Genomic DNA, 11,375 nt, shown 5'->3' with positions numbered 1-11,375 from the left:
CGGACCGGGCGGTTTGCGAGGATGAGCCCATGGCATACGACGCGAGCACGCTGCCCGACGTGTCCGGGCTGACGGTCGGCATCATCGGTGGCACCGGCGATCAGGGGCGGGGTCTCGCCTACCGCCTCGCCCGGGCCGGGCAGACGGTGCTGATCGGCTCCCGCTCCGCGGAGCGGGCCGCCGAGTCCGCCGCCGAGATCGCCGCGCTGCCCCGGATGCCGGCCGATGTCAGTATCACCGGTGCGGCCAACGACGAGGTGGCCCGGCGCAGCGACGTCGTGATCATCGCGGTGCCGTGGGACGGGCACGCCGCTATCGTCGCCTCCCTCGCCGAGCCGCTCGCCGGCACGATCGTCATCGACTGCGTCAACCCGCTCGGCTTTGACAAGCAGGGCCCCTACGCGCTGACCGTCGCCGAGGGCAGCGCCGTCCAGCAGGCCGCCGCGCTGCTGCCCGACTCCCGGGTCTGCGCGGCGTTCAACCACGTCAGCGCCCCGCTGCTGGCCGACCCCGAGGTCGACCGGATCGACCTGGACGTGCTGATCTGCACCGAGGACCGCGAGCTGGTCGACGTGGTCGGCGCGCTCGCCGCCCGGATCCCCGGGATGCGCGGCATCTACGCTGGCCGGCTGCGCAACGCCCACCAGATCGAGGCGTTCACCGCCAACCTGATCGCCATCAACAAGCGCTACAAGGCCCACGCCGGCATCCGCGTCACCGACCTCTGAGCCTGTCTGCCGGCGTGCCTGCGCACAGGTGAGCCCGCCAGCTCTGGGCGCGCTTGCCGGTGCGCCCGCTCGTGGACCGCTGAATCGGTCCGACCGCGAGGGCTGGTCTTCGACGGGCGGTGTCCGGAGCGTTGGCCTGCGAAGGTGTGAGCGTTGCTGAACGGTTGTGCTCACGTCCGCCGGTGGTAGTGGTTGCGGCGGGGGAGTCGGTCGGGATCGAGCCAGGCTGGCGGGACGAACTCCGGGTGACCGTCGCCGCCCAGAAGGACGGTCCAGTCGCCGCGATGGATGTGCCGATGGTGGTGTGCACAGAGCAACACAGCGTTCTGCAGGCTCGTCTCGCCGCCGTTCGCCCAGTGCCGGATGTGGTGGGCGTCGCACCAGCGGGGCGGGCGGTCGCAGCCTGGGAAGGCGCAGCCTCGGTCCCGTAGGACCAGCGCGCGCCGGAGAGGCCCGGTGACGAGTCGGCGTTGCCGGACCACGTCGAGCACCTGGCCGGCGCTGCCAAGGACGGCGGGCAGGATGGCCGCGTCGCAGGCGAGCCGGCGGACCGCCTCCGGGGTGAGCTGGAGGCCGGTGTCCAGGGCTCCGGCGTCGAGCTGCCGGAGCAGGCTGTCGAAACTGGTGGTGACGACGATCTGGGCCGGCTCGCCGCCATGCTCGGGTAGCTCCCCGGTGCGCAGGGTGAGCCGACAAAGGTCGGCGAGCGCGTCGTGTCGGCGTTGCCCGGGGCTACGCGGGTCGTCCGGGCCGGACGGTGCGGTCAACGGCTCGATCGCGGCGCGCAGCAGGCCGGCCGCCTCGGCGTCCAGGCTGCCGGTCAGCCGGAGGCGGCCATCGTGCAGCTCGGACAGTGTGACGTGACGGTCTCGGGCCGACCGGTGGGCCTCGGCCTCCAACGCGGCTTGGGCGGCAGCCTCGGCGACCTCCGGAGCGACGTGGTCGAGAATCCGCGTGCCCAGCCTGCGGAGCAGTGCCGGATCGAACTGTCCCGCCCACTCGACCAGCACGCCGACGGCCTTGTCGGCAGCCTCGGCACCGGCGGCGGCGTGCACCGTGCTGACGGTGTCGCCGATGACCCGGGCCTGCTCCAGGCTGATGTCCCCGTCGGCCAACGCGCGACGTATCCCGGGGGCGGCGGCGTCCAACGTGCCGGCGAGGTCGACCAGCCGACGGGCGGCGGGGACGGTGAGCCGCAGCCGGTCGCGCAGCCAGACCGCGGTCGAGGACGCGCCCTGTGCGACGGCGGTCCCCCGACCGTCCAGCTCGCGCACCAGGGCCAGCTGCACCGCCGCCAGGCGCTGCTCGAGCCGGTGCGCGGCGTCGAGCGCCGCGACCAGCTCATGCTCCGCGACGGCCCAGGTGGCCACATCGAGGCACGCCGCCACCGCGCCCTCCGCCTGCGCCAACTCCTCGACCACGACCAAAGATTAGAACAGGTGTACGACAGTTCCAGTGGTGGTGATCGATTGGTGGCCCGGCAGCTTCCGCCCGTCGGCGGTGCCCGTTAGCGGTGCGGCGGCGGCGGCGGGGCCGGCCGGCCGACTGAAGCGTCGTACCGGCCGGCCCTGCCGCCGTGGACCGTCCGAGCCGCGGACCGTCCGAGCCGCTGACCGTCCGAGCCGCTGACCTACGCGAGCCGCGGACCGTCCTAGAAGGTGTGCTCGGCGGCTGGGAACTCGCCGCCGCGGACCTCGTCGGCGAACCGGCGGGTGGCGTCGGTGAGGGCGCCGGACAGGTCCGCGTACCGCTTCACGAAGCGTGGCGCCTTGCCGGTACGCAGGCCGGCCATGTCCTGCCAGACCAGCACCTGGGCGTCGGTGTCGGGGCCGGCCCCGATGCCCACGGTGGGGATCGACAGTTCGTGGGTGATCTGCTTGGCCACCTCACCCGGCACCATCTCCAGCACCACCGCGAACGCGCCCGCCTCGGCAACCGCCCGCGCGTCGGCCAGCACCTCGGTGGCCGCGTCGCCCCGGCCCTGCACCCGGTAGCCGCCCAGGGTGTGCTCGCTCTGCGGGGTGAAGCCGATGTGCGCCATCACCGGAATGCCGGCGCCGACGATCGCGGCGATCTGCGCGGCACAGCGGCGGCCACCCTCCAGCTTCACCGCGTGGCAGCCACCTTCCTTCATGAACCGCACGGCGGTACGCAGCGCCTGCGTCGGGCCTTCCTCGTACGAGCCGAACGGGAGGTCGCCGACGATCAGCGACTGTCGGGTCGCCCGTACCACCGCCCGCACCAGCGGGAGCAGCTCGTCGGCGGTGACCGGCAGGGTGGTCTCGTAGCCGAACACGTTGTTCGCGGCTGAGTCGCCGACCAGCAGCACCGGGACGCCGGCCTGGTCGAAGATCGCCGCCGTGTACTGGTCGTACGAGGTGAGCATCGGCCACCGTTCGCCGCGCTCCTTGGCGGCGATCAGGTCGCGGGTACGGACCCGTCGGGTGGCCGGGCCGCCGTACAGCGCGGTCACCTCGTTGGGCGTGGACTCCACCATCACTGTCTCCTTCCTCGAGGCCGCCTGCGCGGTCCCCGGGTTCTGTCGCGATCGTCGCATCGCAGGCAGGGATGACGGCAGGGCGCAGTGGAAGATGTCACTCCACCGCGGCGAGGGCGCCGGACCGGCCCACCGACCCGGCGCCCACCCCGGACGGCTCAGCCGTGCTCGCGCCACCGGTTGGTGATCGGCAGCCGGCGGTCCCGACCGAACGCCTTCATCGAGATCTTCGTGCCCGGCGCCGACTGCCGTCGCTTGTACTCGGCGGTATCCACCAGCCGCAGCACCTTGTCCACCACGGCCGGATCGTGGCCCGACTCGATCAGACCGTCCCGGCCGAGGTCGCCGTCGACGTAGCCGATCAGGATCGGGTCCAGTACGTCGTAGTCGGGCAGGGTGTCGCTGTCCAGTTGGCCCGGGCTCAGCTCGGCGCTCGGCGGCTTGCCGATTGAGTTCTCCGGGATGGGTGGGGTCGCGCCCCGCCGGGCCGCGTCCGCGTTGCGCCACTTCGCCAGCCGCCAGATCAGTGTCTTCCACACGTCCTTGACCGGGTTGAAGCCGCCCACCGAGTCGCCGTACAGCGTGGAGTAGCCGACCGCCAGCTCGCTCTTGTTGCCGGTGGTCAGCACCAGGTGGCCCTCCTGGTTCGACAGCGCCATCAGGATCACGCCGCGTACCCGGGCCTGGAGGTTCTCCACCGCCACCCCGGACAGCGACAGGTTGGCCAGGAAACCGTCCACCATCGGCTGGATCGGCTCGGTGCGGTAGTCCAGCCCGGTGCGCTTGGCCAGGTCGGCGGCGTCCTCCCGGGAGTGCTCGGAGGAGTGCTGGCTGGGCAGCGACACCCCGACCACCCGGTCCGGACCGAGCGCGTCGACGGCCAGCGCGGCCACCACCGCCGAGTCGATGCCGCCGGAGAGGCCGAGCACCACCGACGGGAACCTGTTCTTGTTGACGTAGTCGCGCAGGCCGAGCACCAACGCGTGCCACACCTCGGCCTCGTCGGCCACCGGCTCGATGAGCCCGCCGGTGGCGGCCGGGCCGGACGGCGTGGGCGGGATGCCGTCCAGGGTGCTGTGCACCACCCGCATGCCGTCCGCGACGGTCTCCTCGGCCGGCGGCGCGCCGGCGGCCGGCAGTTCCACGTCGTGCACGAGCAGGTGCTCGACGAACTGCGGGGCTCGGGTGAGCAGCTCACCGTCGGCGGCCACGATCATCGAGTCGCCCTCGAAGACCAGCTCGTCCTGCCCGCCGATCATGTTGACGTACGCGATGGCGGCGCCCGCCTCGGCGGCCCGCCGGCGGACCAGCGGCAGCCGGATGTCGTCCTTGTTCAGCTCGTACGGCGAGCCGTTGATGTTGACCACCAGGCCGACCCTGGCCTGCCGGGCGGCGGCGAACGGGCCGCCGGCCTGCCACAGGTCCTCGCAGATGGTCAGCGCGACGTCCACCCCACCGATCCGCACCACGGTCAGCATGTCGCCGGACAGGAAGTAGCGGTCCTCGTCGAAGACGCCGTAGTTGGGCAGGTGGTGCTTGAAGTAGCGGGCGGCCACCACGCCCCGGTGCAGCAGCGCGGCGGCGTTGCGGGCGCCCCGACCCGGCTCGGCGTGCTCGCTGACCTGGGGCGGCCCGTCGGCGTCCAGGTAGCCGACCACCACCGGCAACTCGCCGAGGCCGTCCGTGGCGAGGTCGGCGGCGAGCTGCTCCAGGGCGGCCCGGGACGCGGCGACGAAGGAACGCCGGAAGACCAGATCCTCGACCGGGTACCCGGTCAGCATCATCTCGGGGAAGAGCACCAGTTGGGCGCCGGCATCAGCGGCCTGGCGGGTCCAGCTGCGGACCAGGTCGGCGTTGCCGGCGAGGTCGCCGACGCTCGGGTTGACCTGGGACAGGGCGAGACGCAGGGTGGGCATGTCCTCATTTTGCCCCAGCCCGTCGGGGCGGACACGATGCCAACGGGAGACGGCGGCCACGCTCGCGCCGGGCCGGCCGACCGCCGGTGGGCCAGCGCTCGTGGCCAGGCCGCCGCCCGCCCGAAGGCACCTGCGGCGCTCCCGCCGCAGCAGGACGACCGCCGCAGCAGGACGACCGCCGCAGCAGGACGACCGCCGCGGCAGGACGACCGCCGCGGCAGGACGACCGCCGCGGCAGGACCGTCGCCGGTCCGGCCGCCGCCGCGGCGGGCAGCCGGGACGGCAGGCGGGCGTTGGCGTAACGTCGGCGTAACCAGGCACATGAAGACTGGTCGGTCAGGCCGGGCCGGCCCGGCAGGCGATGGCAAACAGGTGTTGCGAGGGGTGGAAGTGGACCGTCAGCAGGAGTTCGTCCTCCGTACGCTGGAAGAGCGGGACATCCGGTTCGTCCGGCTGTGGTTCACCGACGTGCTGGGCACGCTCAAGAGCGTCTCGGTGGCACCCGCCGAGCTGGAGGCGGCCTTCGAGGAGGGCATCGGCTTCGACGGCTCGGCGATCGAGGGCTTCGCCCGGGTCTTCGAATCGGACATGGTGGCCATGCCCGATCCGACCACCTTCCAGGTCTTCCCGTTCGAGGGCGGGGTCAGCGGCGAGAGCGCCCGGATGTTCTGCGACATCCTGCTGCCCGACGGCGGGCCGTCCTGGGCGGATCCCCGGCACGTGCTGCGCCGCGCGCTGTCCAAGGCCGCCGAGAAGGGCTTTACCTTCTACACCCACCCCGAGATCGAGTTCTTCCTGTTGGAGAACGGCCCGCAGGACGGCTCGGTGCCCATCCCGGTGGACACCGGCGGCTACTTCGAGCACACCACCCACGCCGTCGCCCGGGACTTCCGCCGGCAAGGGGTGCTGGCGCTGGAGCGGATCGGCATCTCGGTGGAGTTCAGCCACCACGAGGTCGCCCCCGGCCAGCAGGAGATCGACCTGCGCTACGCCGACGCGCTCACCACCGCCGACAACATCATGACCTTCCGGCACGTGGTCAAGGAGGTAGCGCTCTCCACCGGCGTGCAGGCCAGCTTCATGCCGAAGCCGTTCACCGACCAGCCGGGCAGCGGCATGCACACCCACCTGTCGCTGTTCGAGGGGGAGCGCAACGCCTTCCACGACGGCGGTGACCCGATGAAGCTCTCCAAGGTGGCGAAGTCCTTCATCGCCGGCCTGCTGGTGCACGCGCGGGAGTACACGGCGGTCACCAACCAGTGGGTCAACTCGTACAAGCGGCTCTTCCCGCAGGCACTGCCCGACCGGATCACCGAGAGCCCGGCGTACGTCTGCTGGGGTCACCTGAACCGGTCCGCGCTGGTCCGGGTGCCCGCGTACGGCAAGCCCAACTCGGCCCGCGTGGAGGTCCGCTCGCTGGACTCGGCGGCCAATCCGTACCTCGCCTTCGCGGTGCTGCTCGGCGCCGGCCTGAAGGGCATCGAGGAGGGCTACGAGCTGCCGCCGGGCGCCGAGGACGACGTCTGGTCGCTGACCAGCGCCGAGCGGCGCGCGATGGGGTACGAAGCGCTGCCGGAGAACCTCGCCGAGGCGATCGACGTGATGGCCGGGTCCGAATTGGTCGCCGAGGTGCTTGGCGAGCACGTCTTCGACTTCTTCCTGCGCAACAAGCGGGCCGAGTGGGAGCAGTACCGCCGCGAGGTCACCCCGTACGAGCGGCAGCGTTACCTGGCGCTGTAACCGCGGGGCTGACGCGGTTGCGTGCTGCCGCTATCGTCTCGATCACCGCGCCGGTACCCCTCCGGGCGGAGATTCGGGAGGCAGTCGGTGCTGGAGGATCTGCTCAGCGGTGCCTGGCAGAGCGTCGTGTTCGGGATCGTCGGCGTAGGGCTGATGGCGGCCGGCTTCGTGCTGGTCGACCTGCTCACACCGGGGCGGCTGCGGGAGCTGATCTGGGTACGCCGCAACGCGAACGCGGGGCTGCTGCTGGCCGCCAACCAGCTCGGTATCGCCGGGATTGTCTTCACCGCGATCCTCACCAGCTACAGCGACTTCGGCAAGGGGCTCGCCTCCACCGTGGTGTTCGGGTTCGTCGGGCTGGCCATCATGGCACTGGCCTTCTTCGTGCTCGATCTGCTCACCCCGGGCAAGCTCGGCGAGATCATCTGCTCGGATGAGCCGCATCCGGCGGCCCGGGTCAGCGCCGCCACCCATTTTGGAGCGGCGCTGATCGTCTGCGCCTGCATCGCCTGAGCGCGGTCGTCGTACCCCGTCCGTAGCGTGCGGGCCATGAACCGCACGGACCGCCTCTACGCCCTGGTCGAGGAGCTGCGCGCGGTCTCGCCACGCCCGCGCAGCGCCCGCTGGCTGGCCGCGCGCTTCGAGGTCAGCAGCCGGACCATCGAGCGCGACATCGGCGCGTTGCAGGAGGCCGGGGTGCCGATCTGGGCCGAGCCCGGGCGCACCGGGGGCTACGTGGTGGACTGCGCCCGCACCCTGCCCCCGGTCAACCTGACGCCCGGCGAGGCGGTGGCCATGGCCGTCGCGCTGCACCGGCTCGCCGGCACGCCGTTCGCCGCGCCGGGCGCCACCGCGCTGCGCAAGCTGGTGGCGGTGCTGCCGGCCGCCGACGCGGCCGAGGCGCACCGGCTCGCCGGCCGGGTGCACCTGATCGGCGACGGGCCGGCCACGCCCGTCCCGGCCATCGTCGCCGACGCGGTCGTCGCGCGGCGGGTGCTGCGCATCCGGTACGCCGACCGGGACGGCGCCGATTCGGTACGCGACGTCGAGCCGCTCGGCTACCTGGGCAACCCCCGACACTGGTATCTGCTCGCCTGGTGTCGGCTGCGCGACGAGCTGCGCTGCTTCCGCACCGATCGGATCCGGAGTGTCCGGGCGTTGCCCGAGGTGGTGGCCCGGGAGTTGCGCCCGGCCGACCTGGACATCCCGCGCGAGCGGGTCCGGGCGCTGAGCCTGGTCTGAAAACTGGTGGTGGATCCGTCCGCACTGCCGGGGAAACACCGACAGGACGGTGTCGCGGGCGGGGTCGAGGCTGACTCCTGACGGCGCCGCCGATCGGCCGGCGCGCGGAAACGAGAGGCCAGACATGACCACCAGCAGCGGGGTGACCTGGTTCGAGATCGGCACGGATCGGCCAGACGTGGCGCAGCGGTTCTATGGCGACCTGTTCGGGTGGAGCTTCACCGAGGAGGGCGCCGACGGCGCGTCGTACCGGACGACCGAGGGTGGTGCCGGCGAGGGGATCGGCGGCGCGATTCGGGGCACCGGCGGGCAGGGGCCGAACTACGCGATCTTCTATGTGCAGGTGAACGACGTGGCGGGGACCTGCCAGCGGGCCGAGGCGGCCGGCGGCAAGGTGCTGGTGCCGGTGAAGGTGAACGACAACGGGCTCACCTTCGCCCACCTGCTCGACCCGGCCGGCAACCACGTCGGGGTCTTCACGCCCCCGCCGGTGCCCGCCGGATCCTGACAGTCGGGACCGGCGCCGGTTCGGCGTAATGGCGGTGTCCGGGTAACCCGGACACCGCCATGCCACCGCAACTGGTCCGGCTGGGCGGCGCCGCCCGATGTCAGGGTGGCGCCGCCGACGATCACTTGCCGGTCGTACCGTCGGGGTTGTCGGTGCCCTCGGGGCCGCCGTTGCCACCAGGGCCGCCGTTGCCACCAGGGCCGCCGTTACCCGGTCCGCCGTGACCGCCCGGTCCGCGGTGACCGTCGCCACCGGGGAAGACGCCGGCCTCGACGGCCTTGGTGATCGCGTCGGCCTGCTCCTGGGTGAGCTTGCCGTCCTCGACCGCCTGGTCCAGGCGCTCCTTGAGCGCGGCCTGGCGGTCCTCGGTGGACGGCCGCTCCGGCCGCTCCGGACGGTCGGCATGCTTCTGCTCGCGGACCTTGTCCAGCGCGGCGGTCACCTTGTCGGTGGAGACGCCCAACTCCTTGGCGAGCGCCTCGGCGAACTCGCCCTGCCGGTCGGCCTTCGACTCCGGCTTCTCAGCGGTGCTGCTGGCGCTCGGGGTCCGCGTGCCGCCGTCCGCGGCGAACGCCATCGTCGGGGCTGCGATGCCCACGCCGAGGACGCCAGCGGTGGCCAGGCCGGCCAGCAGGTGCTTCTTGCGGATGGTGCGGGACATGCTCTCCTCCAGGTGCTCGGTGGTGTTGCGATGTCGCTACCGACCGTGACCGGCTGGGCTGGGTGCAACCCGTGGCGAACCTGTCCGCAGGCTGGCAATTCGGCCCGGGAAATGGGACAAACCTGTTGCCCCGGTACGGCCGGTGGGCAAAGGTGATTGCTCGCCGTGCCCGGCTTGGTCGAGCCGCGCGGGCCGGTCGACCGGAAATCCATCGACGGAAGGCAGCTCTCGTGACATCCACCGTGATCCGGGAAATCCCGCTCAGCGATCCGCAGGCCGGGCCGTACGGCATCACGACCGGCCCCGACGGGGCGCTCTGGCTGACCCTGGTCCACGCTGGCGCGCTCGCCCGGGTGGCCGCGGACGGTTCGGTGCGCCGCTGGCCGGCCGGTGGTCCGGGTAGCCGGCCGTTGATCGTCACGCCCGGCCCGGACGGCGCACTCTGGTTCACCCGCTCCGGGGACGACCGGATCGGCCGGATCACGACCGACGGAGAGCAGAGCGAGGTCGTTCTGCCGGCCGGCACCGGCCCGTGCGGCATCGCCGCGGGCCCGGACGGTGCCCTCTGGTACGCCGGCATGAGCTCCGACACCGTCGGCCGGGTGAGCACCGACGGCGTGGTCACCGAGGTGCGGCTACCGGTCTCCGGCGCGTTCGCCTCGATGGTGGCGGCCGGGCCGGACGACGCCGTCTGGTGCACGCTCAACCAGGCGAACGCGATCGCCCGGGTCGGCATGGACGGGGAGGTACGCGTGCACCCGCTGCCCACCGAGGGTGCCGCGCCGGTCGGTATCACCGCGGGCGTGGACGGAGCGCTCTGGTTCGTGGAGATCGCCGCCGGTCAGGTCGGCCGGATCACCCCGGACGGCCGGATCGAGGAGTACCCGCTGCCGGACCGGACGGCACGGCCGCACGCCATCGTCGGCGATCCGGCCGGCGGCGCCTGGTTCACCGAGTGGGCCGGCAATCGGATCGGCCACGTCGACCCGACCGGCCGGGTCGACACCTACGAACTGCCCACCCCGAACTCCGAGCCGCACGGCCTGACGGTCGCGTCCGACGGCACAGTCCACGCCGCGCTGGAAATCGGCCGCCTGGCCTGCCTCACCCCCTGAGCACGTCGCCGGCCACGGGGACCAGGGAAGTCAGACGACGGCGGGGGCGACGGTGAGGGTGCCGGCGTCGGTGTCGAGGGTGGCCGGGGTGCCGACGGGGACGGTGAGCTGGCCGGGGCCGTGGCCGATCGGCAGCCCGCCGAGCACCGGTACGCCGAGGTCGCCGAGGCGTTCGGTGAGCACGTCGGCGATCGTGGTCTCCCAGCCGTCGGCGCAGTCGGTGAACTGCCCGACCGCGACCCCGGCCAGGCCGTCCAGCGCGCCGGCCCGGCGTAGCTGGGTGAGCATCCGGTCGACCTTGTACGGGGGCTCCTGCACGTCCTCGACCAGCAGCACCGCTCCGGTCAGGTCGGGCAGGTCCGGCGTGCCGATCGACGCGGCGATCATGCACAGGTTGCCGCCGAGCAGGGTGCCGGTGGTGCGGCCCCGTACGCGTACCGGAAAGGTCTCCTCGCCGGGTACGGCGGCGACCGTCACCGGCTCGGTCGTCATCAGCGCGGCGTGCAGCGACTCGGCCGAGCGCAGCGGGGTGCGCTCGTCCCGCCAGGCCGCTCCCGGGCCGTGCACGCCGGCCAACCGGGCACCCCGCCAGAGCGCGAACTGCAGCGCGGTGATGTCGGAGAAGCCGGCCACCACCTTCGGGTCGCGGCGGACGGCGGCCATGTCGATGGCGTCCACCACCCGCTGGACGCCGTACCCGCCGCGCGTGCAGATCACCCCGCGCACCTGGGGGTCGGCGAACGCCGCGTTCAGGTCGGCGGCGCGCAGCTCGTCCGCGCCGGCCAGGTAGCCCTGCCGGGCGTACGCGTTCGGCGCCGGCACGGGCCGCAGGCCCCAGCCGGTGAGCAGCTCCATCCCGCGCGCCACCCGTTCCGGGGAGGTGGGCCCGGACGGCGACACCAGCAGCACCGTGTCACCCGGGCGCAGCACGGGCGGGCGGACGGCGGCACGGTCCTCGCTGATCACAA

At 72.7% G+C, this 11,375-nt stretch carries 11 protein-coding genes; 6 read left to right on the top strand and 5 right to left on the bottom strand.

All coding sequences use genetic code 11. From position 1 onward, the window contains the following. Nucleotides 1–29 precede the first annotated feature (29 nt). On the top strand, nt 30–728 hold the full coding sequence (npdG, locus tag ACFY29_RS07880) for an NADPH-dependent F420 reductase (RefSeq protein ID WP_386984192.1): 699 nt from the start codon (nt 30–32) through the stop codon (nt 726–728). 170 nt (nt 729–898) lie between these two features. On the opposite strand, the gene ACFY29_RS07875 is transcribed toward npdG, so the two are convergent. The 3 genes from ACFY29_RS07875 to ACFY29_RS07865 all read right to left on the bottom strand — a co-directional run bounded on the left by ACFY29_RS07875 (nt 899) and on the right by ACFY29_RS07865 (nt 5,141). Continuing rightward, on the bottom strand, nt 899–2,149 hold the full coding sequence (locus ACFY29_RS07875; protein ID WP_386984191.1) for a DUF222 domain-containing protein: 1,251 nt from the start codon (nt 2,147–2,149) through the stop codon (nt 899–901). Between the two features lie 230 nt (nt 2,150–2,379). After that, nucleotides 2,380–3,225 (bottom strand): 3-methyl-2-oxobutanoate hydroxymethyltransferase, encoded by an 846-nt coding sequence (panB, locus tag ACFY29_RS07870; RefSeq protein WP_328419015.1) that lies wholly within the window; start codon nt 3,223–3,225, stop codon nt 2,380–2,382. Nucleotides 3,226–3,383: 158 nt separating this feature from the next. Further along, nucleotides 3,384–5,141, bottom strand: coding sequence for an NAD+ synthase (locus tag ACFY29_RS07865; RefSeq protein WP_355611173.1), 1,758 nt, complete (start codon nt 5,139–5,141; stop codon nt 3,384–3,386). Nucleotides 5,142–5,531: 390 nt separating this feature from the next. On the opposite strand from ACFY29_RS07865, the gene glnA reads away from it, so the two are divergent. The 4 genes from glnA to ACFY29_RS07845 all read left to right on the top strand — a co-directional run bounded on the left by glnA (nt 5,532) and on the right by ACFY29_RS07845 (nt 8,631). Beyond that, nucleotides 5,532–6,881, top strand: a complete 1,350-nt coding sequence (gene glnA / locus ACFY29_RS07860) for a type I glutamate--ammonia ligase (protein ID WP_328419013.1) — start codon at nt 5,532–5,534, stop codon at nt 6,879–6,881. An 87-nt stretch (nt 6,882–6,968) separates the two neighbouring features. Next, nucleotides 6,969–7,394 carry a DUF350 domain-containing protein gene (locus tag ACFY29_RS07855; RefSeq protein WP_328419012.1) on the top strand — a complete coding sequence of 142 codons (426 nt, stop codon included), beginning with the start codon at nt 6,969–6,971 and terminating at the stop codon, nt 7,392–7,394. Nucleotides 7,395–7,430: 36 nt separating this feature from the next. Then, nucleotides 7,431–8,123, top strand: coding sequence for a helix-turn-helix transcriptional regulator (locus ACFY29_RS07850; protein ID WP_386984188.1), 693 nt, complete (start codon nt 7,431–7,433; stop codon nt 8,121–8,123). Between the two features lie 124 nt (nt 8,124–8,247). Further along, on the top strand, nt 8,248–8,631 hold the full coding sequence (locus tag ACFY29_RS07845) for a VOC family protein (protein WP_386984186.1): 384 nt from the start codon (nt 8,248–8,250) through the stop codon (nt 8,629–8,631). A gap of 121 nt (nt 8,632–8,752) precedes the next feature. Here ACFY29_RS07845 and ACFY29_RS07840 read toward each other — a convergent pair whose 3' ends face one another. Next, nucleotides 8,753–9,292, bottom strand: a complete 540-nt coding sequence (locus ACFY29_RS07840; RefSeq protein WP_386984184.1) for a hypothetical protein — start codon at nt 9,290–9,292, stop codon at nt 8,753–8,755. A gap of 230 nt (nt 9,293–9,522) precedes the next feature. On the opposite strand from ACFY29_RS07840, the gene ACFY29_RS07835 reads away from it, so the two are divergent. Further along, on the top strand, nt 9,523–10,407 hold the full coding sequence (locus tag ACFY29_RS07835) for a virginiamycin B lyase (protein WP_386984182.1): 885 nt from the start codon (nt 9,523–9,525) through the stop codon (nt 10,405–10,407). 30 nt (nt 10,408–10,437) lie between these two features. On the opposite strand, the gene ACFY29_RS07830 is transcribed toward ACFY29_RS07835, so the two are convergent. Then, nucleotides 10,438–11,373, bottom strand: a complete 936-nt coding sequence (locus ACFY29_RS07830) for an LD-carboxypeptidase (RefSeq protein WP_386984180.1) — start codon at nt 11,371–11,373, stop codon at nt 10,438–10,440. Between the last annotated feature and the right edge of the window lie 2 nt (nt 11,374–11,375).

It is taken from the genome of Micromonospora sp. NPDC000668, assembly GCF_042897975.1.
Classification (GTDB): Bacteria; Actinomycetota; Actinomycetes; order Mycobacteriales; family Micromonosporaceae; genus Micromonospora.
This window is presented reverse-complemented; position numbering and strand designations above follow the sequence as displayed.

What these genes read in the sequence shown, in the direction of transcription:
- npdG (WP_386984192.1), top strand. Translation starts at nt 30, where the DNA reads ATGGCATACGACGCGAGCACGCTGCCCGACGTGTCCGGGCTGACGGTC.
- panB (WP_328419015.1), bottom strand. Translation starts at nt 3,225, where the DNA reads ATGGTGGAGTCCACGCCCAACGAGGTGACCGCGCTGTACGGCGGCCCG.
- ACFY29_RS07865 (WP_355611173.1), bottom strand. Translation starts at nt 5,141, where the DNA reads ATGCCCACCCTGCGTCTCGCCCTGTCCCAGGTCAACCCGAGCGTCGGC.
- ACFY29_RS07850 (WP_386984188.1), top strand. Translation starts at nt 7,431, where the DNA reads ATGAACCGCACGGACCGCCTCTACGCCCTGGTCGAGGAGCTGCGCGCG.
- ACFY29_RS07845 (WP_386984186.1), top strand. Translation starts at nt 8,248, where the DNA reads ATGACCACCAGCAGCGGGGTGACCTGGTTCGAGATCGGCACGGATCGG.
- ACFY29_RS07840 (WP_386984184.1), bottom strand. Translation starts at nt 9,292, where the DNA reads ATGTCCCGCACCATCCGCAAGAAGCACCTGCTGGCCGGCCTGGCCACC.